General features: G+C 69.8%; 18 protein-coding genes and 2 pseudogenes. 8 read left to right on the forward strand and 12 right to left on the reverse strand.

The window, feature by feature from the left end; genetic code table 11:
- Positions 1-155 precede the first annotated feature (155 nt).
- A complete protein-coding gene (locus AB0K02_RS23705) occupies positions 156-1031 on the forward strand; it encodes a potassium channel family protein (protein WP_365994510.1) in 876 nt (291 codons plus the stop codon).
- Positions 1032-1611: 580 nt separating this feature from the next.
- On the opposite strand, the gene AB0K02_RS23710 is transcribed toward AB0K02_RS23705, so the two are convergent.
- Both AB0K02_RS23710 and AB0K02_RS23715 read right to left on the reverse strand, forming a co-directional pair.
- Entirely contained in the window at positions 1612-2085 is a 474-nt protein-coding gene (locus tag AB0K02_RS23710) for a DUF4142 domain-containing protein (RefSeq protein ID WP_365994511.1), read from the reverse strand.
- A 323-nt stretch (positions 2086-2408) separates the two neighbouring features.
- The gene (locus AB0K02_RS23715) at positions 2409-2915 is read right to left on the reverse strand and encodes a nitroreductase family deazaflavin-dependent oxidoreductase (RefSeq protein ID WP_365994512.1); all 507 of its coding nucleotides are present in this window, start codon (positions 2913-2915) and stop codon (positions 2409-2411) included.
- Positions 2916-3145: 230 nt separating this feature from the next.
- Between AB0K02_RS23715 and AB0K02_RS23720 the strand changes: the two genes are divergently transcribed.
- Together AB0K02_RS23720 and AB0K02_RS23725 are read left to right on the forward strand one after the other, a co-directional pair.
- Positions 3146-4147 (forward strand): PP2C family protein-serine/threonine phosphatase, encoded by a 1002-nt coding sequence (locus tag AB0K02_RS23720; RefSeq protein WP_365994561.1) that lies wholly within the window; start codon positions 3146-3148, stop codon positions 4145-4147.
- A 78-nt stretch (positions 4148-4225) separates the two neighbouring features.
- Positions 4226-4744, forward strand: a complete 519-nt coding sequence (locus AB0K02_RS23725) for a MarR family transcriptional regulator (protein WP_365994513.1) — start codon at positions 4226-4228, stop codon at positions 4742-4744.
- Between the two features lie 111 nt (positions 4745-4855).
- On the opposite strand, the gene AB0K02_RS23730 is transcribed toward AB0K02_RS23725, so the two are convergent.
- Complete coding sequence (locus AB0K02_RS23730) at positions 4856-5116, reverse strand: hypothetical protein (protein WP_365994562.1); 261 nt, start codon at positions 5114-5116, stop codon at positions 4856-4858.
- A 174-nt stretch (positions 5117-5290) separates the two neighbouring features.
- On the opposite strand from AB0K02_RS23730, the gene AB0K02_RS23735 reads away from it, so the two are divergent.
- On the forward strand, positions 5291-5833 hold the full coding sequence (locus AB0K02_RS23735) for a hypothetical protein (RefSeq protein ID WP_365994514.1): 543 nt from the start codon (positions 5291-5293) through the stop codon (positions 5831-5833).
- Between the two features lie 283 nt (positions 5834-6116).
- Here AB0K02_RS23735 and AB0K02_RS23740 read toward each other — a convergent pair whose 3' ends face one another.
- Positions 6117-6665 carry a hypothetical protein gene (locus AB0K02_RS23740; protein ID WP_365994515.1) on the reverse strand — a complete coding sequence of 183 codons (549 nt, stop codon included), beginning with the start codon at positions 6663-6665 and terminating at the stop codon, positions 6117-6119.
- A 422-nt stretch (positions 6666-7087) separates the two neighbouring features.
- On the opposite strand from AB0K02_RS23740, the gene AB0K02_RS23745 reads away from it, so the two are divergent.
- Complete coding sequence (locus AB0K02_RS23745; RefSeq protein ID WP_365994516.1) at positions 7088-7387, forward strand: hypothetical protein; 300 nt, start codon at positions 7088-7090, stop codon at positions 7385-7387.
- Between the two features lie 755 nt (positions 7388-8142).
- Here the strand turns inward: AB0K02_RS23745 and AB0K02_RS23750 are convergent.
- The 4 genes from AB0K02_RS23750 to AB0K02_RS23765 form a co-directional block, all read right to left on the reverse strand.
- Positions 8143-8370, reverse strand: coding sequence for a hypothetical protein (locus AB0K02_RS23750; RefSeq protein WP_365994517.1), 228 nt, complete (start codon positions 8368-8370; stop codon positions 8143-8145).
- 53 nt (positions 8371-8423) lie between these two features.
- Positions 8424-9365: a hypothetical protein gene (locus tag AB0K02_RS23755; protein ID WP_365994518.1), complete on the reverse strand. Its 942-nt coding sequence runs from the start codon at positions 9363-9365 to the stop codon at positions 8424-8426.
- 486 nt (positions 9366-9851) lie between these two features.
- Positions 9852-11729, reverse strand: a complete 1878-nt coding sequence (locus AB0K02_RS23760; RefSeq protein WP_365994519.1) for an AMP-dependent synthetase/ligase — start codon at positions 11727-11729, stop codon at positions 9852-9854.
- Positions 11730-12016: 287 nt separating this feature from the next.
- Positions 12017-12637 carry an XRE family transcriptional regulator gene (locus AB0K02_RS23765; RefSeq protein WP_365994520.1) on the reverse strand — a complete coding sequence of 207 codons (621 nt, stop codon included), beginning with the start codon at positions 12635-12637 and terminating at the stop codon, positions 12017-12019.
- A gap of 109 nt (positions 12638-12746) precedes the next feature.
- Between AB0K02_RS23765 and AB0K02_RS23770 the strand changes: the two genes are divergently transcribed.
- Together AB0K02_RS23770 and AB0K02_RS23775 are read left to right on the forward strand one after the other, a co-directional pair.
- On the forward strand, positions 12747-14174 hold the full coding sequence (locus AB0K02_RS23770) for an MFS transporter (RefSeq protein ID WP_365994521.1): 1428 nt from the start codon (positions 12747-12749) through the stop codon (positions 14172-14174).
- A gap of 703 nt (positions 14175-14877) precedes the next feature.
- Entirely contained in the window at positions 14878-15288 is a 411-nt protein-coding gene (locus AB0K02_RS23775; RefSeq protein ID WP_365994522.1) for a Rid family hydrolase, read from the forward strand.
- 111 nt (positions 15289-15399) lie between these two features.
- Here AB0K02_RS23775 and AB0K02_RS23780 read toward each other — a convergent pair.
- The 3 genes and pseudogenes from AB0K02_RS23780 to AB0K02_RS23790 form a co-directional block, all read right to left on the reverse strand.
- A pseudogene (locus tag AB0K02_RS23780) lies at positions 15400-15501 on the reverse strand (AAA family ATPase); the annotation flags it as partial.
- Positions 15492-16436 (reverse strand): alpha/beta hydrolase, encoded by a 945-nt coding sequence (locus AB0K02_RS23785; RefSeq protein WP_365994523.1) that lies wholly within the window; start codon positions 16434-16436, stop codon positions 15492-15494. The gene AB0K02_RS23785 and the pseudogene AB0K02_RS23780, both read right to left, overlap by 10 nt.
- On the reverse strand, positions 16433-17059 hold the full coding sequence (locus AB0K02_RS23790) for a dihydrofolate reductase family protein (protein ID WP_365994524.1): 627 nt from the start codon (positions 17057-17059) through the stop codon (positions 16433-16435). The genes AB0K02_RS23785 and AB0K02_RS23790 overlap by 4 nt, the downstream gene beginning before the upstream one ends.
- Before the next feature lie 136 nt (positions 17060-17195).
- Here AB0K02_RS23790 and AB0K02_RS23795 point away from each other — a divergent pair.
- Positions 17196-17420, forward strand: a pseudogene (locus tag AB0K02_RS23795) (transposase); the annotation flags it as partial.
- 34 nt (positions 17421-17454) lie between these two features.
- Here the strand turns inward: AB0K02_RS23795 and AB0K02_RS23800 are convergent.
- The gene (locus tag AB0K02_RS23800) at positions 17455-19800 is read right to left on the reverse strand and encodes an excinuclease ABC subunit UvrA (protein ID WP_365994525.1); all 2346 of its coding nucleotides are present in this window, start codon (positions 19798-19800) and stop codon (positions 17455-17457) included.
- Positions 19801-19812: the final 12 nt, after the last annotated feature.

Genomic DNA, 19812 nt, shown 5'->3' on the forward strand with positions numbered 1-19812 from the left:
GTGGTGGGCGGCGGGCGGGGTGGACTGCCTGCCGGGCGCTGATCCCGGCAGACCCGCCGACCGGCCGTTGGGCCACCGATTTCGTCGCCACGCCTTTACGCTGACGCATGAGTTCCGTCTCTTCTGCCGCGAGACGGCTGAACCAAGGATGAGCAGTGGCGAAGTGGCTGGTGACGCTCGGCGGCCTGGCACTGGCGATGCTCGCCCTCAGGGACGTGTTCCACACCCTGTGGCACCCGACCCGCCACGGAGGACTGAGCAGACTCGTCATGACTGTCGCGTGGCGAATCTCCGCCCGTTTCGGCAGACGGCGCGCAGTCGGCCTGGCAGGCCCTCTCGGCATGGTCACCGTCGTGACCCTCTGGGCGGTCACCGTCATCGCCGGGTGGGCCTTGATGTACTGGCCGCACATGCCGGACGGCTTCTCGTTCGCCACGGGCCTGGCACCGGCGGAACACTCGGGGTTCCTGGATGCCGTGTACGTCTCCATCGTCACCATGGCCACCTTGGGGCTCGGCGACATCGCGCCGACCGACGGGTGGCTGCGCATCCTCGGCCCCGTCGAAGCCGTGGTCGGCTTCGCCCTGCTGACGGCCACGGTGAGCTGGGTCCTGGGCATCTATCCCGCCCTGGCCCGCCGCCGAGCCGTCGCCCTGCGCGTCTCGCAGCTACGGCGCGCCGGCCTGGGAACGCAGCAGTTGGCCACGCCCGTGGCCTCCGCTGCCTTTCGGAGCCTCGCCGCCGACCTGGCTCACGTCTGTGTGGACTACCGGCAGTACGCCGAGTCGTACTACTTCCACGACGGCGACGAGAACACCTCCCTGGCCGCGAACATCATGTATCTCGCCGCCGTGGCGGAGCAGCTGCCGGACGGTAGCGGTGGAGAGTGCCGGCTGGTCAAGGAGCTCTTGTCCGTTTCCCTGCACGACCTTGCGGTCACCCTCGATGAACGGTTCCTCCACGCCGGTGGAACGACTCAGCAAGTCCTCGCTCGGTACGCGCAGGACCACGGGCGCGCCGCGAAAGGATGACGAGAGTGGCAGTCGTAGCACTCCATTGCTGAACCTCTCACTTCCAAGACGCATCCCTCGTCCTCGGAAGACCCGCTGTCCGTCTTCGACGAGCCAAGCCAGTTCAACAGAGCTGCTGAGGCCAGGCCGCGGGATGTTCTCTTCACAGGTTTACCCGTGACAGTTGGCCGAACGGCGGCCAGTCCCTGAAAGGGACGGCATCCTGCACGCGACCTTTTTGCTGCCCTCCGGCAAGATGCTCCTCCGGCCGACGCAGGGAATCATCACTCACGCTCCGCACATAGCCGTGTGCAGTCCGCTCCAGCAGAGATGCTCAGGCGACAACGTCGGCTCCGCCGCGGCCGACTACGCCTGCCCTCGGCGTCGAGGCTTCGGCGCGCTGGAGCAGTTTGGCGAGGAGGGCTCCGGAGACGGACCGGGGTGCCGTGTCGAGCTGCGTCACCGTGCCAGTGCCGGGCTCCCGGGCAAGGGCCGGCCGTGTGCCGGGCCCTCCTCGCCGCTAAGGATTGCACAGTGCAAAGGTGTAGGCCAGGGGAAGCGCCTTCGCCGTCACCTTCCGCCCTGTCGCCGGGTTCGCCGCCTACGCCGGCGTGACGGCCGCCTCGACTTCCTGGAAGGTCTCGCTGTCGACGAGCCCTGTGTCCTCCAGGACCTCCATGTGGTCCAGTACGGTCTGGTTGGCCTGGCGGGCATGGCGGCGGATGAGGTCGTTCTGGGTCGCGGCCCTGACCTCCCCGATGGTGGCGAAGATCTTGCCGTGCGAGGCGCGCAGCAGATTGGCGAAGAGGCGGTCGAACTCGGCTCCGCGGGCGTTCTCCAATTGCCGGACGAAGCCCTGCTGCTCCTCGGTGGCCTGGTTCGGCAGCGAGACGCCGAGGATCCTGGCGTCCTCACGCACGAGTTGATCGAGCTTGCTGTGGCCGTCGATCAGGTGCAGCCCGGCTCGCTTCACCGCTTCACTGTCGGCATGGGTCTGCGCCAGTCGTCCCGCGGGGATCTCCCACAGGCCCGCTTGGCGGACCTTGACGAGGAACGTCCTGTCCACTTCGGTCACCGGCGGGGGGCCTGCGTGCGCAGGGGTCTGTGAGCGGGTGCTCGCCGAGTGGCCGCCGTGCTGTGAGGCCCCTGCCGGTGAGCTGGCGGACGCTTCGCCGCCATTGCCCCGTGTTGTAAGGGCCAGCAGAGTGGTGACGGCGGCGCAGACCGCGACGACGACCGCGACCATTCGTATCGACGTCCTGGTGGGTGCTGCCCGTCGGTTCGGACACATGGTGCCTCCTGGATCGGCATGGAGAACAATTCGTTCCTGTCGTCCGGGAGCAGTTCGGCGGCTGGCACGGCGCGCAGCAGGAGATACGGCTGTGCCCCCTGAGATGTTCAACCGGCTCGCTGCTCCATGCCGCCCTCCAGTCGCACGAACGGGATGGACCGCCCGGCCCTGCGGAAGGCATCCGGGGACCCATCGACGCTGAAGCCCATGTATGCGCAGAGGTGCTTTGCCAGTCGGGGGTGCGCCGAGGCGTACTCGACCATGATCCGGCCGCCCTCCTCCTCGGGGAGGAAGTCTGCGGTCACCGCGTGGTAGCGCCTGCCGTACTGAATCGTGACCTTGGGTGTGGCGTGCAGATTCCGGTACCACTCAGCCGTGGGACCGAATCCGGAAGCCACGGTCCACGCGGGCGACCGGGGGTCGTGGGCGACGACTTCAAGCACCACGGTGTGGGTAGCCCCGGTCTTGCGGCCCGTGTGGAGGAGGAGCAGCAGACGGGGGCCGAGGAGGGGGCCGAGGCCGATTCGGTAGAGATGGACGGGCAGTCGGGCCACGAGCCGCCTCCAGCCGGTCGGAGGACTGGAACGGTTCGGCTCGGTTCGCGAAGAGGTCATGACGGCCCTCCCTGTCGGGCGACGGTCTCGGCTGCGGTTCGGTAACGGGACCCGGTCGGGATCCTTCCCCTGCCGAAGTTTTGCATAGGCTAAAGGTCCCGGGCTGCACACGACGCGGTGCCAGGCGGCCGGGGAGTCCTGCGCGCCGCATGTCCCGTTGCGGGGTGACCCTGTTGGCCGGAGCGGTGCCGCGGCGCTTCTCGCTGCTGTCGTGCCTGCCGTACGCCGTCATGGCCTTCGTCGCCGTGATCGACGTTGTCGCGGGACCCGCTGTGGGGTTCCTGCCGCTGGTCTCCCTCGGCCCGGCCTTCGCCGGACTCGTCGGCGGGTGGCGCCGTACGGCACTGATCGGCGGGATCGCTCTGGTGCTCTGCCTGGGGCTCGGGTGGTACGACGGGCTCTTCCCCGGCCGCAGGGGTCTCACCGCGCTGGCATCGGTGGCCGGGGTGACGGCGGCCGGTCTGCTGGCCGCCGTCATGCGGCAGCGCCGCGAGGCCGAGCTGGCCGGTGTCCGTTCCATCGCGGAGGTCGCGCAGCGCGTGCTGCTGCGGCCGGTACCGCGCCGCGCCGGGCACCTGCGGGTGGCGGTGTCGTACACCTCGGCCGTTGCGGAAGCCCGTATCGGCGGAGACCTGTACGAAGTCGTCGCCTCACCGTCCGGTGTCCGGGTGATCGTGGGCGACGTCCAGGGCAAGGGCCTGGAGGCGGTGGAGACTGCGGCTCTCGTCCTGGGTGCCTTCAGGGAGGCCGCGCACGACGAACCGGACCTGCGGAGCGTCGGCGCGCGACTCGAACGGGCCGCGGACCGGGAACTGCAGGGCGAGAAGTTCGTGACGGCCGTCCTGGCCGAGGTGGGCGACGACCAGCGCGTCACGTTGCTCAACTACGGTCACCCGGCGCCCGTCGTGGTACGCCAGGAAGGCACGATGCGCCTGGCCGAACCGCCACGCAATGCCCTGCCCCTCGGGCTGGGCATACACGGTACGGGCGGACCGGAGCCCTACGAGGCGGACTTCACCGACGGCGACCAGTTGCTGCTCTACACCGACGGCGTCACGGAAGCCAGGGACCGTACGGATCGCTTCTACCCGCTTGTCGAGCGGGCCGTCCTGCTCAGGGACGCGGACCCCGAGACAGCACTCGAGGCGCTGCGAGCGGATCTGGTCGCGCACGTCGAGGGCCCGTTGCATGACGACGCGGCCATGCTGCTGCTGAGGTATCAGCGGAACTGACGCGGATGGCGCACCGCTGACCTCCGTTTGTCACCGGGGCGAGTCCGCAGCCCGGCGACGGCACGGTAGAACTGCTGTATGGCCGATACCGCGCAGCCCCCGCAGAGCACTGACGACGTGGATGCGGTGACGCGGGCGGTGCTGACCGCGTCGCGATTGCTCGTCGCCGTTTCCGCGCGGTCCCTGGCCGCTGTCGAGGACCGGGTGACGCTGCCTCAGTTCCGGCTGCTCGTTGTGTTGTCCACCCAGGGCGCGGCCAAGCTGGTGGTGCTCGCCGACCGGCTCGGTGTCAAACCGTCGACGGCCATGCGCATGATCGACCGGCTGATCGCCGCCGGACTCGCCGACCGGCAGACCAACCCTGACAACCGGCGCGAAACCGTACTCCAGCTGACGGGCGAGGGCCGCAGGCTTGTGGAGGACGTCACGTCCAGGCGCCGCCAGGAGATCGCGACGATCGTGGAGCGCCTCGCCCCCGAGCAGCGCTCCGCGCTGATCGAGGCGCTCACCGCGTTCACGGAGGCGGGCGGTGAACCGTCCGCCGAGGCTGATGAGGGTGTCCTCCATCCACTGGGCTGGGCGGATGTGCAGCGGTGAAGCAGTGCAGCGGGGCACGTAGCGTACGACCCAGGCGTGGGCCTGCGCTCAGCTCGACGGCTGGGCCGGGAACCGGCTCATTCTTGTCAACGATGAACTGACTGGGCCCGTTCACCGACGACGTGTGGGGCGACTCCCCGCTCCTGGTGCGGCTGTGGCTGCCGTCAGATCTGGAGCCCCTTCTTCGAGGGACTGCCGGGCTGCGCCGTCCAGATGACGACGCTGTTGCGGGACGGTCGAGCTGCTCAGGGTGTCCCAGTCGAGGGCGAGGGTGCCGGCGGTCGGATGGTGGAAGACCTTGTTGCCGGTGTCCTGGACTGCGACCTCACGCGCCTGCCACCAGCCCGGTGTCAGCGACTCAGCGAGGCTCAGGGGAACTCACGGGTGTCGCACATTGCAGCACGGGCCGAGCCGGAGACTGCGGAACCACTCGGAGACCTGATGATCTTGAACGGGCTAATCCGGCGAGCCTTGCAGCCGTCACGCGAACAATGACGGCTATATAGGCATACACGCAGCTTCATGAGTATTCGTTCGGGAGGATCTGTGTCTCATCTCCGCACCCGCATCGCTGCTGTCGTCGCAGCCGGGCTGCTTGCCGCAACCGGTATTGCCGCCAGTGGCGAGGCAGTCGCCCATGAGTCCTGCACCACCGCTGGGGCATCCGACGAAGGCATCTGCTACCTGCCGGCGACCGTCGACCTGAACTCAGGCGGCTGGAAGAACACCGGCCTTGCCGTCGAGCTTCAGCCCGGCACGTACCACCTCGACCTGGACGTCCATGGGCGACTGTGGGGCCGTGCTCCGATCAACTCCTGGATCCTCGCCCGGCTCGTGAACACCACTAATGGCACGGTCGTGCCGAACAGCGAGCGGCTCATCGACCACCTCCAGTCCTCCAACCCGGAGGACGGCGCTATCGGCCGCAGGGACACGACGCCCATCCAGGAGCGCGTCGAGGTGGTGACGCCGACCAGGATCGAACTGCAGGCCATGCGCCTCTACCAGAATGGCCCGACGACGGTCGCTGAGATCACCACCGCCCCCAACTCCCGCACCTCGCTCCGGTGGGAGCGGGTCGGGAATTGACGGTGGGTCGCCGCGCCCCTGACAACGGGCAATGGCCCCCGTCGCTTTACGGCGGCGGGGGCTTGGCACACCCGGGACCGAGCACTGGGCGGGGGCGACGCCCGGCCGGGACGGTCGGCTGCATGCCATCCGCTCCCGTCGGGATTGACGCCATCAGCGACACCCGTGTAGCGCCGGTGAGCGGGGCGGGGTCGGCTGCCGGATTGCTGCGGCCCCAGGTTCCGGTTGGCCGGGAACCTGGGGCCGCGGGCTCATCCCGAGGGTTTGAGGGGACCGCCGGGAATCAGACTCGCTGGTAGCGGAGCGACGTACGGCCGGAGCCGTCCGAGAAGATGTCGGCCCGGATGGTTTCGCCGATGCTGTTGACCCGCCTTACCTGCAGCCGGATCACGGTCGGCTCGGTCACCGTGATGCGTTCACTGATCGGTGCCGTCGACTGCTTGGCGACGACGCCGCTCAGAGGGGGAATGTTCATGTGGGTGACCAGGCGCTCGCTTCGCGGCACCACCGCGGCGTCGGTGGCATCCCAGAGCCGGGCCTGGATGGACGCGAGGAGACGGTCCTGCCCGTCGCCCGCGAGGCGCCCGCGGACGTCCGCGTCCAAGATGTATGTGCCCGGCCGAGGCAGCAGGACTCGCAGGGGTGTGTTGACCCAGGCTCCCGACCCGGTCGGCTGCAGGTTCACACGGCCCGGAATCATGTGGGCGATGCCCCCGGAGGGATTCTGGGCGGAGGCTGTGGTGGTCTCGCTCTGCACGGCGACCACGGCACCGGTCAAGCAGAGAAGGACGGCCGTGATGACGGCGGCGAAGCGAGTGCGGACGGATTGCATGCTTCCTCCTGGACTCAGGCCCGATTGGGCACGTCGCCAAGGTATGGATCGGCAGATGAGAGGCATAGTCTGCCGAATGGGTGAAGGGGGAGCTCATCGGACAATATGCTGCGATCGGGCGCACTGCTGTCGCGCTGCTTCGCATCCAGACGCGCTGAACACACCCCAATGCGCTCGACAGGCCTGGCGCGAAAACCCGGAGGACAGTAACGCCGGCACCAACCACACCTGGGCAGTGGAGGCGAGAACCATGCCATCGGTGAGTCGGTAGGGACCCTCAGTGGATCAGTACGGTGATCCTCGGCAGGCGGTCGGTGTCACGCCGACGTACCCGCTGACGTCCCGTTACGATCAGCAGCGCAAGCAAGGTGCCTCGCGGCATGGCAACGAGGCCTGTCCTGTCGTGGGAACGAGGTGTCGTCGTGGCCGTTCGGGACAAGACCGCAACCATTGGCCGCAACCGCTTGGAGCAGCTGCACCTGGCGGTGGCGAAGCAGGCCACCGTTGAGATCATCGAGCCTCGAGACACCCTCACCCTCAGCCGACGCCTGAACGGCATCAATCTCGACCTCGTCACCGAGGACCGCAACTTCACCGCCCTCAAGACCGGTCAGACGATCCCGTGGGGAACCATTCGTGCCTCGGGACCCTCAGGCACGCGGATCCGCTACCGCGTGCGCACGGGACACGACGTCACTGGAACTCCCGACTTCCCTTTCTAGGGACAGGCGTGCTCCGTCTGTCGGACACGATCTCCAGCGGGCCGCACCCGGCGACTCGACGGCGACTTCAGCATCGTGCTCGACAACTCCCTCCCACGATGCCGGCACGCGGTCACCCACACGCCCGTGAGTGCTTCGGCAACGACAGCCGCCCACCCCAAGGACCACCTCGAGTGGGACTGGGCAGCGGAGGAGTACACCCGCGGCTGCTACGGCAGCAGGCTCGGCGCCGGCGTGTGGACCCACTCCGGCCGAGCATGCGCAGTACCCATCGCACACCCCCACTGGGTCGGCGGCGGACGCCCCCGCCCGGCCGCCGGAGCCCCTCGATTCGGCGATCCCCTTCGCCCCGCGGGCGCCTTCGTCCCCGTAGCCCTGGAGGCTCTCGACAGCGGCGGGACACTGAGCATCGCGGGCATTTCACTGTATCCCGCCCTTGGACTACGAGCGGCATCTCTTCCATGAACGCAGCATGTGCGCAGCGTCACCGCCAACACCCGCCAGGACGGACGGACATCTTCGCCGCGGCGGTCGGCCACCCGCTCCGGGCCACGGGGACCCGTACAACTTCCAGGACGCCGACCGCCCTGGACGACCTGACGGCGGACCGGATCACCGGGGTAGCGGTGCTGCGCACGCCTGCCTGAATGCCGACCATGTACCCCCGCAGGCCGAACGGGCGCGGGTGGCGCGGGACTTGCCCGCATCACCCGCGCCCGTCGTGGGCCCGGCCCGATCAGTCCCGCTTGCCGTCCTCAGCCGTCTTCCGGCATGGGGGCGGGGCGGGCCTCCTTCGTCCGTTGCGGCGTCCAGTAGTCCCGTACCTCATCCGGGCTCTGTCGCACATCGCTGCTGGTGGTCCCGGAGTCCGGCTGCGGCTCCGGGGGCGGCGCGGCCGTGGCCGTACGCCATGCCGCCACCGCCACAACCACGGTGAGCAGGGCGGCGGCGGTGCCCCATCGGCTCAAGCTACTGCGACGCATTGGACTGCTCCTCGCCAGGATGCCGGGTTGCCGGGTTGCCGGCTGTCAGGTTGTCAGGTGACGCTGCCCTGGGCGTCGTACATCGCCTTGACGGCGTCGTCGAAGTACGAACTGCGGTTCCAGCCGCCCGTGGCGAGGGTGCTCATCGTTCCGTTGACGTACCCCAGCCCGTTGGCGTCGTTGAACTCCCGCATCCACGGCCCGCCGCTCGATCCGCCGCCGAAGTCACACTGGAGTTCAATACGGCCGTCGCCCACCGCTCGCGTGGTGCCCTGGCATGCCCACTGGATCTGGCCGCCGTCGCGGTTGCCGGGGTAGCCCATGACGGTCATGAACTGGGTGCGCGAGTAGTTCCAGCTCAGTCCGTGTCCGCCGGTGACATTGACGACCTTGTTGCCGTTGAGCGGCCAGGTGGTCACCATCGCCACGTCCCGGCCGAGGTCACTGCTGCTGATCCAGCTGGTGAAGGTGCGGAACTGCTTGGCGGCGTAGGTGCCGAAGGGGCGGGCGCCGGACCGGTAGCGCGGCACATAGGTCCAGTTCGTCATCCAGGTGCCGCCGCTGCCCCCGTGCACACAGTGCCCGGCGGTGATCAGCATCTGCTTGGAGGGACTGTTGAGAGCCCCGGCCGAACAGGTGTAGTTGAGGCCGTTGCTCGGGTTGGTGAAGAACACCTTGCCCACCGCGGCGGATTCGGTGACCAGCGGCCGGACTGTGTCCGACCGTCCCTCGGCGGGCGGTGTCGATCCCGGCTTCCCGCTGGGGCCGGCCTTGCTCTGGGCGGCGTGCGGCGACCCGGTTGTCCGGTCGAGGGAGATGGCTTTGCTCATCCGCTCCGGCGTCCAGTAGCGGGCCAGCGCGGCGGCGGTGGCCGCCGAGTCGACCGGCGCACCGCCGGCGAGCCGCGGAGTGGCGGTGGTGGTGGCGTTGCCGGCCGGGACGGCGGCGGATTCGGGCCCGGCGGCGGCGGGGCCCGCCCCCACCAATGCCAGCATGACGGCAGTGGCCAGCGGTAGAAGTGCCTGTCTGAGACTGCGCACGAGTGGTACCCCCCACATGGTCGATGCGGACGCACATTGCTGCAGTTCTCCAGTCAATGTGCGGAGTCGAAGCGACCGTAGGTCTGGCAAGTGCCCGCGCGACAGTACGAAATGAGTCCCTCCGCTATTCACTTGCCGTGCCGCGTATTCAGGTCGGTCCGGACGCACCGCGTTCTTGCCGAATGCCTGTGTACCGGGAGCTGGCGATGGCGCCTCGCGGTATCCGGCTGACCTGTGAGGATGTGAGTGATGTGGCTCCAGGGGCTGGATGTGTTTTTCTCTCCGAGGAAAAACGACTACGTCAGCTGTCATCAACCCGCCGGCCATATCCTCGACGCTCGCGGATTTCTTGGTCACGTCGACGCGAAAACCTGAATTCCGCCTCTTCAGGGAAGGCCGACCGAACGAATCTCCTTCATCCGACCCTGGACACCGGACGGTTCAGCCGTCCCATCTGGTCGGCGGTTCATGGGGCTTCTTCAGGGCGTACAGCGCATCGATGTCCGCCGCGTACGCCCCCGTGATCGCCCGCCGCTTCAGCTTCAGTGACGGCGTCATCAGGCCGTCGTCCACGCTGAACTCGTTCGGCAGGATGCGGAACGCGCGGATCGATTCCGCCCTGGAGACCCGGGTGTTGGCCCGGGAGACCGCTCGTTGGATCTGTGCCCGCAGGTCCTCGTCGTCGGTCATCGCCGACACATCCACCGCCTGCTTCCCCCTGAGGCTCTGCCAGTGCGCCAGCGCCTCCGGATCCACCGTGATGAGGGCCGCGATGTACGGCTGGTCGTCGCCCACGACCAGGCACTGTGAGATCAGCGGATCGTGGCGCAGCTGCTCCTCCAGGGGCAGTGGGGCAACGCTCTTGCCTCCGCTGGTGATGATGAGGTCCTTTTTGCGGCCCGTGATGACCAGATAGCCCTGGCCGTCGAGACGGCCCATGTCCCCGGTCGCGAACCACCCGTCGCGCAGTACCGCCTCGGTGGCCTTGGGGTCGTTGAGGTAGCCGGCGAAGACCGTTTCGCCGCGGACCCACACCTCGCCGTCGTCGGCGATGTGCACCGCGCAGCCGGGGATCGGGCGGCCCACGGTGCCGAATCTGACCGATCCCGGCGGCTGGGCCGTGATCGCGCCCGCGGTCTCGGTGAGGCCGTACCCGTCGTAGACGGTGACGCCCGCGCCGGCCAAGAACAGCCCCAGCTCCCTCCGCAGGGTCGAGCCACCGGACACCGCGTTGCGCACCCGGCCGCCCAGTACCGCGCGCAGCTTGCTGTACACCAGGCGGTCGTACACGGCGTGCACGACCTTCAGGGAGGGGCTGGGGCCGTGGCCCGAGCCGACAGCGTGCCGCTCCACCGCCTCGGCGTAGCGCACCGCGACGGCCGCGGCCCTGTCGAAGAGTCTGACGTGTCCCGCGTCCTCGGCCACACGACGGGCCTTGTGGAAGATCCTCTCGAAGATGTACGGCACGGCGAAGAGGAAGGTGGGCCGGAAGGACGCCAGGGCGGGGAGCAGCACCTCGGGCGTCAGATCGGGCTGGTGGCCGAGGCGCACGCCGCCGCGCAGACAGGCAACGACGACCATCAGCCCGTAAATGTGCGCGACGGGCAGGAAGTTGAGGATCGACGGCTGCACACCCGGCTCGGCGATGATCCCGCCCCAGCCTTCGAGCAGGATGTCGCATTCGGCGGCCAGGTTGGCGTGGGTGATGAGGCAGCCCTTGGGCGTTCCGGTGGTGCCCGAGGTGTAGCAGATCGCGGCGACCTGGTCAGGGAGAACAGCGGCACGGTGACGGTGGATCAGCTCGTCGTCCACGCCGGAGCCCTGGTCGATCAGGGCGGACACACAGCCCAGGTCCATTTGCCAGATGGCGGACAGTCCGGTCTCGGCGTCGGAGGCCGCGGCCACGGTCATCGCATGGTTCTCGTGCTCGACCACGACGGCCCGGACCTGGGCGTCGTTCAGGATCCAGCGCACCTGCTCGATGGACGACGTGGGGTAGACCGGAACGATCTCGGCGCCGACGGACCACAAGGCGTACGCCAGAACCGTCCACTCGTAGCGAGTACGGGACATCAGCGCGACCCGGTCGCCGAACCGGATGCCGTTGGCCAGGAACCCCCTGGCCACAGCCATGACTTCGTCGCGGAACTGCTTCGCGCTGATCGGCTCCCAGTCCGTCGGCCCTGTCCCCGTCCGGCGGGAGAGCTGCACCAAGGAGGGATCACGCTCGGCAGTCTCGTACGCGGAGTCGGCGAGGCCCCCCGCCCGCGGCGGCTCGGCACGCGATTCGGCACGGAAGGGAGAGCCGGGTTCCTGCATCGGGCCTCTCCCTTCCCCGTGTCGGGGGCGCCTCACTATGCAACTCAGGGAGCGAAAGGTACCCGTTGGAGGCGGTGTTGCCTAGTTTCCGGGGGTAGCAGGCGAGTCCTTGACGCGCCACAACCACCTGATGTCCGCGTCCGAACGACCGATGAGCAGGGCCGGTGCCGAGAGGTGGCCGAGATTCGCCCTCCGAAGCCGCGGGCGCCGGGCGCTGCCGCAATCACGTCACGGGGTGCTCGTCCTGCAGTCCCGATACAGACCGGTAGCCCCCTGGATGTCGCGGGTCATGACGTTGTGGACCGTGGGGGTGTGGTGGTCGCGGGGGCGCTGTCGGTTGCAGATGGTTTCGTGCGGACGACTGCTTGGTCGCCTCGTGGTCCGAACAGGTGCAGGATCTCCACGGTGCTGGTGTTCGCCGGACCGAACCAGTGCGGTTCTCTGGTGTCGAACTCGGCCACTTCGCCGGGGTGGAGAGTGCTTTCGTGTTCTCCGAGGACGAGGCGTAGCTCGCCGGCGAGGACGTAGAGCCACTCATAACCGTCGTGGGTGACCAGCTTCGGCTCACGGGGAGCCAGCACGTGCTTGAACACCTGCACCCGGCCGGGGTACTGCGTCAGGGGCACGACGATGCTGCCGTTGCCCTTGCGCAGGGGCGTGAGATGCACCCGTGGGTCACCGGTGGCCGGTGCAGCCACCAGTTGGTCGAGTGCGACTCGGTGGGCACGAGCGAGCGGGATGAGCAGGTCCAGGGTCGGGCGCCGTTTGCCTGATTCGAGACGGGACAGCGTGCTCACCGAGATGCCGGTCGTTGCCGCCAGCGCCTCCAGCGTGAGTCCGCGGTCGCGGCGCAGCGTGTGCAGCCGTGGCCCGATGCCGTCGAGTATCTGCTCCAGCTCTGTGCCCACGCGGTTCAGTGTGCGGTCGTTTTGCGGTCTTCGCAAAAGTGCTGGGCCATGGCCGTCGTGCGGCCTGAGCCTGGCCGGGCAAGGTACTCCCGGACGTGAGAGGTGCACAGTGACCGCAACGACTCACACGGTTCAGCCCGTTCTGAGCGCGCGCAGGCGCTGGACGGTGCTGGCCGTCTGCTGTCTGAGCATGTTCCTGGTGGGTCTGGACACCACCATCGTCAATGTGGGTCTGCCGGCCATCGGGCGGGGCCTGGGGGCCGGGACGCGCAGTCTCGAGTGGATCGTGGACGCGTACATCCTCGTCCTGGCCGGCCTGCTGATCTCCTCCGGTGCGCTGGCGGACCGGTTCGGACGCCGACGGGTGTTCCGGCTCGGGCTGGCCACCTTCGGCGCGGCCTCGCTGGTCTGCGCGCTTGCTCCCTCGGTGGGCGTTCTCGTCGTCGCCCGTGCCGTGCAGGGAATCGGCGCCTCGATGCTCAGTCCCGTCGCTCTGGCGATCGTGGTCAACGCGATGCCCGACCCGAGGGAACGGGCGCAGGCGATCGGAGTCTGGGCGTCGGTCTTCGGGCTCAGCATGGCCGCGGGCCCCGTCACGGGCGGCGCTCTCATCGAGGCCTTCGGCTGGCGGTCGGTGTTCTGGATCAATGTGCCGGTCATCGCGGGCGCCCTCGTGCTCAGCGCGGTGTTCGTGCCGGAGTCCCGGGCGCGACGGGTGCGGCGGCTCGACATCCCCGGTCAGGCCCTGCTGGCCGTGGTCGTCGCGGTCTCGGTGGGCATCCTCATCGAAGGTCCGCGGATCGGCTGGACCACGCCCGCGGCCCTGACCGCGTACGTACTCGTTGCCGTGGCGACGGCCGGATTCGTGACGGTCGAGTCCCGCCGGAACGAGCCGCTGATGGACCTGCGGCTCTTCTGGCGCCCGGCCTTCAGCAGCGCGGTCCTGGGCGCCGTCGCGGTCTTCGTCGCCCTGAACGTGACGCTCCTGCTCAACACCTACTACCTGCAACACACCCGGGGGTTCACGCCGTTGGCGGCCGGGTTGGCGACCTTGCCCATGGCGGCCGGAGCGACCGTCTGCGCGCCCCTGTCCGGCCATCTGGTGGGTCGCATCGGACCGCGGCCGCCGCTCGTCCTGGCCGGCATCTTCACGACGCTCGGCGCACTCTGCCTGGTCGGACTCGACCAGCACACGAGCATGTCCCTGCTCCTGCCGGCCTACTCGCTCATCGGTATCGGGTTCGGCTTCGCCAACGCCCCGATCACCAACACCGCGGTCAGCGGCCTGCCTCCCGCCCGCGCCGGCGTGGCCGGAGCGATCACGTCCACCGCGCGCCAGTTCGGCTCCGCGGTCGGCATCGCGCTCGCCGGCGGCCTGGTCGCGGATACGAGCCCGGCTGAGCTCGCACACGCGTCCCGCCCGGGCTGGATCCTGGTCGCCTCCTGCGGACTCTTCCTGTTCCTCGTGGCCCACGCCTCGCGACCGAAGAAGGACCCCGTACGCCACGCATCCCCGCAGGCGCGGTCCACGGCATGACACCGCGCCGCAACGCACACGCTGTCCGTCGAAGGCCGCGCCGCCGTCTCGTCGAGGGGTGTCGGACTCGGCCCATCGCTCACGGTGCGGCGCAGGTGACGACTGACGACGCCCCGGCTGCGTACACCCGCAGGCCCCGGTGTTTCGGATACGGGCCCGTGTCCCGACCGGCGCGGAGCCGTGGCCGGCCTCGAGACGGACGTGTGAGCCGCCTCGAGGAAGACGGACCATCCCCGCAGGTGGGCGGCGGCTTGGGACCATCCCCGCCGGGCGGGGAGCAGCGTGCTCTGGGAGTGGTCCAGGAGGTTGGTGAGGGACCATCCGCGGGTGCGGGGATGGCCCCCACACCACGTGGTGCGTGCTCGGAAGCAACGCCGCTAAGGCGGCCGGCCGTAGGCAGGCAGCCTCGCGACATCGGGCCTCGAGCCGGTCAGCATCTACACCTTTACAGTGGGGCACTGCGCGCAGGGGAGCTGCATGTTCAGAAGTCCCGTGCTTCCGAGCGTTCGATCGGTGACTTCGCTGATCACTGGCAACAGCGTTTCTCCAGGGGTTGCGGAGTCATGTGGTGACCAGCCGGTCCACGGGTGCCGACCAAAAACGACGGCATTGCCGAGGGTGCCGAGAAAAGGGAAGGCGGGTGCCGACGAGTCGTTGACAGGATGTCCGCGCTCAACTCCCGATGGGAAAGGACCCGACGATCGTGGCTCGTGCCATCACTCTGATCCGCTCCGCCTCCCTGTCAGACATCGCCGAGTACGCCTACGCAGCCACGGCGCCCGCCGACTCGCGCCTGATCTTCCTCGCAGGGGCGTGTCCCCTCAACGACGACGGCTCGACGGCAGCGATCGGGGACTACGCGGGTCAGGCATGGAAAGCAGTCGAGAACATGCGGGCTGCTCTCACTGCCTCCGGCGCGTCACTCCAGGACGTCATCAGTACCAGGGTTCTCGTCGCATCGGCGCGGCGCGAGGATCTGGTGGCTGCCTGGGAGGTAGTCCGGGACTCGTTCGCTGACCATGACGTCCCCAGCACCTTGATGGGCGTCACCGTGCTCGGCTATGAGGACCAGCTCGTCGAGATCGAGGCCGTAGCCGCCGTGCTCGACTCTTGAGGCCCACTGACACACCGCGGCGACGTTCCTGACGGAAGCAGCACGAGTGCGCGACCGCCAGCCGCCCGTCAGGGCGGCTGGCGGTCGCGGCAGGTCGCGGCCGACGGCCTTGGCGGGCTCCTCTACTCGTGCTCGAGTGCTGGCGAGGCGGTAGGAGTTGGTGCCGGTCTCGATGATGGTGCCGTTGACGGTGAGGCGGTCGACTATGGCCGCCGCTGCGGCCGCGAATGCTGCCGCCACGAGCGGACTGCTGCGTCCTTCGCCTGATGCGTGGAGGCCCGACCCCCGGCGGCATCCGCCGTCCTCTGTCCGAGCGTGAGCATCGCCTCGGTGACCTCGCCGACCGCCGCATCGGGGATCGCCGTGGCGGCCTCCTCGAGGACGAGCAGCCGTGCCCCGGGGATCTCGCGTGCGATCGCCTCGCCGTTGCCGACGGGGAAGAACCGGTCGCGGCGGCCGTGCACGACGAGCGTGGGGACCTCGATCTCGGACAGGCGCTCGCGCCAGCGGGGTGTGCAGTCGAGCCTGGAGAACACCATGCCCATCTGGTTGGCCATCTGGACCGGGGGTGCGGTCCCGGGCGTGCGGTCCCAGACGCGCGCAGCGATCGCGCGCGCGGCGACGGGGTCGTCGCCGCGGATCTCCGCGCCGGCGGCGGCGAACTCCGCAACCGCCTCGCGGTCGGTCCAATCGGGCATCGGACGCGCGAACAGCCGGCTCGTCGTCGCCCGGTCATGGTCGGGGAGGTCGTCGTCGGGCGGGCCAGGGGCCACCGCGCGTGTGCCCACCAGGGTGAGCGCCGAGAACGCGCCCGGGTGGTCGAGCACGGCCACCTGGGCGACCATTCCGCCGACGCCGATGCCCGCGAGGTGCGCAGGCCCCCCGCCGAGCGCGTCAGCGAGGGCCGCCGCGTCGGCGGCGAGGTCGCGCAGGGTGTAGGCGGGCGCCTCCGGATCCGTCGTCGTCGACTCCCCGCTGTCGCGCAGGTCGTAGCGCACCACACGGCGTCCGCCGGCGGCGAGGCGCTCGCACAGCGCGTCGGGCCAGGAGAGCATCGTCGTCCCGCCCGCGAGCAGGACGAGTGGCGCGTCGTCGTCACCGAACGACTCGATGCCCAGGGCGATCCCATTGGCGTTGACAGTAGTCATCGGATCACCGGGGAGACGTCGTAGGTCAGGTGCGTCGCGGTCGAGGTCGGGATCACGCTCCGCTGCACCAGCGTGCGCGGCGCTGCGCCGGTGAACAGTGGTGTCCCGGCGCCCAGCACGACGGGCGCGAGGTGCAGCGTCAGCGCGTCGACCAGCCCGGCCTCCAACGCCGAGCCGATCGTGGCGCCGCCGCCCATGAGGATGACGTCGAGGTCCTTGCCGCTGTCCGACGACGCCGCCTCGGCTCGCTCGCGCGCGGCGGTGACGGCGTCGGGCAGACCGGTGGTGACGAACGTCCAGTCGAGGTTGGTTGTCCGCACCGACTCCGGTGGCGAGCTCGTCACGACGACGAACGCGGGCTTGCCGACCTCGCCGGCGCCGTAGCCGGACGTGTCGTCCCAGCCTTGCGGCCCGTCGACCACGTCGAAGAGGCGGCGGCCGAGGACGACGGCGCCCGAGCGGGCGGTCGCCTCACGCAGGACCCGGCGGTCGTCGGGGTCGTCGGAGAACGCCCACGTGTGCAGGGCCTCGCCGCCGGTGCCCAGACCGTTGTCCGGGCTGGGGTCGGGCCCGGTGACGAAGCCGTCGAGAGAGACCGAGATGTCAGCGATGATGCGAGTCATGCCAGGGCAGACCCGATCCGCCGCCCGAACTCATCGCTCATGCATGAAGCGTGTGGCGGATGCGCACTCGATGGCACGACGCGCGAGGCGGCACGCCGGACGTACAGCGGACGATCGCCCCCGAGTACCTCCACCGGTGATCAGCGGTGGCCGTATCCGGGTTGAGCCCCGGCGCCGGGTGAGGGCCTTGGTGATCGGGCTGCTCTCGGACCTCCCGCGCGAGAACTGCTGGGCGATCACCGAGTGGGCCGGGACGGACGGCATGCGGCACCTGCTCGGCCGGGCCGAGTGGGATGCCGAGCGCGTGCGGGATGACCTGCGTGAGTACGTGCTGGAGCATCTGCGCGACGAGGACGCGGTGAGGCTGGCGTCGACAGTTCCGGGGTGCCCCGTCGTCAGCCCAGGGCCCCGGCCAGGTACGGTGCCGTACGGCTCCCCGGCGCGGACGCCACCTCCGTCGGCGTGCCGGACGCCACGATCCGGCCGCCCTCGTCACCGCCGCCGGGACCGAGGTCGATCACCCAGTCCGCCCCGGCCACCACGTCCATGTCGTGCTCGACCACCACCACCGAGTGCCCCGCGTCCACCAGCCCGTTCAGCTGGCGCATCAGCACCTCCACATCGGCGGGATGCAGCCCCGTCGTCGGCTCGTCGAGCACGTAGAGCGTGTGACCGCGGCGCATCCGCTGCAACTCGCTCGCCAGCTTGATGCGCTGCGCCTCGCCGCCGGACAACTCCGTGGCCGGCTGGCCGAGCCGCAGATAGCCGAGGCCCACGTCCGTCAGCGCGCGCAGGCTCCGGGCCGCTGCCGGCACGTCCGCGAAGAAGGCGGACGCCGCCTCCACCGTCAGGTCCAGCACCTCGGCGATGTTCAGGCCCCGGTAGCCGACCTCCAGGGTCCGCGGGTTGTAGCGGGCGCCTGCGCAGTCCGGACAGGGGGCGTACGTGCTGGGCAGGAACAGCAGCTCGACCGAGACGAACCCCTCGCCCTGGCAGGTCTCGCACCGCCCGCCCGACACGTTGAACGAGAAGCGGCCGGCCCGGTAGCCGCGCTCGCGCGCCGCGTCCGTGCCGGCGAACAGCTTGCGCACCACGTCGAACAGCCCCGTGTACGTGGCCAGGTTGGACCGGGGCGTGCGGCCGATCGGCTTCTGGTCCACCGTCACCAGCCGTTCCAACCCCGGCAGTTCCTCCGTGATCGAACCGACCAGCGTCGACTTGCCGGAGCCCGACACCCCCGTGACCGCCGTCAGCACTCCGAGCGGGAGCCGGGTCGTCAGACCGCGCAGGTTGTGGCGGGTCAGCGGGCCGAGCGCCAGGTGCCCCGACGGTTCCCTCGGCGTCCGTGCCGGCGCGGGGCCCGCGCCGAACAGGAAGCGGGCGGTCGCCGACTCGGCCACGTCGGCGAGCTCCCCGGGCGGGCCGCTGTGCAGCACCCGCCCGCCGTGTTCGCCCGCGCGGGGCCCGACGTCGACCAGCCAGTCGGCGCGGCGCACCACGTCGAGATGGTGTTCGACGACGAAGACGGTGTTGCCGCCCGCCTTCAACCGGTCGAGGACGACCAGCAGCGCCTCCGTGTCCGCCGGGTGCAGACCGGCCGACGGCTCGTCCAGCACGTAGACGACGCCGAACAGCCCCGATCGCAGCTGCGTCGCCAGGCGCAGCCGCTGCAGCTCCCCGCTGGAGAGCGTCGGGGTCGCCCGGTCCAGGCTCAGGTAGCCGAGGCCCAGCTCGGTCACCGTGCCGACCCGGGCCAGGAGATCCCCGGTGAGCACGCGGGCCGTCTCGTCGCCGTCCTCCTGCCCGTCCCGCAGGACGGCCGCCAGACCGGTCAGCGGCAGCGCGGCCAGTTCGGCGATCGTACGGTCCGCGAAGGTCACCGCGAGCGCCTCCGGACGCAGACGGCTGCCCCGGCACACCGGGCACGGCTCACTGGTCAGGAACCGCTCCGCCCTGGCGCGCAGGGTCTGGCTCCTGGACTCCGCGAAGGTGTGCATCACATAGCGGCGGGCGCTCATGTACGTGCCCTGGTACGGCCGTTGGATGCGTCCCGCCTCCCGTACCGGATGCACGGTGACGACCGGCTGCTCGTCCGTGAACAGGATCCACCCCCGGTCCCGGGCGGAGAGCTCGCGCCACGGCCGGTCCACGTCGTAGCCGAGTGTGTCCAGCACGTCCCGCAGGTTCTTGCCCTGCCAGGCGCCCGGCCAGGCCGCGATCGCGCCCTCGCGGATCGACAGCGACGGATCGGGGACCAGCAGCTCCTCCGTGGTGCCGTGGACCCGCCCGAGGCCGTGGCACTCGGGGCAGGCGCCGGCGGCCGTGTTCGGCGAGAAGGCGTCCGAGTCGAGCCGCGGCGCCCCCTCGGGATAGCGGCCGGCCCGCGAGAAGAGCATGCGCAGCGAGTTGGACAGGGTGGTGACCGTGCCGACCGAGGAGCGCGAGGTGGGGGCCGAGCGCCGCTGCTCCAGGGAGACGGCGGGCGGCAACCCGGTGATCTCGCCGACCTTCGGGGTGCCGACCTGGTGGATCAGCCTCCGGGCGTACGGGGCGACGGACTCGAAGTAGCGCCGCTGCGCCTCCGCGTAGATCGTGCCGAACGCCAGCGAGGACTTGCCGGATCCCGAGACGCCGGTGAAGACGACGAGCGCGTCGCGCGGAATGTCGACGTCGACACCGCGCAGATTGTGCTCCCGCGCGCCGCGGACACGGACGAACGGGTCGTGGGGGCTGCTGTGCATGAGGCACGAGTC

It is taken from the genome of Streptomyces sp. NPDC049597 (assembly GCF_040675505.1).
Classification (GTDB): Bacteria; Actinomycetota; Actinomycetes; order Streptomycetales; family Streptomycetaceae; genus Streptomyces.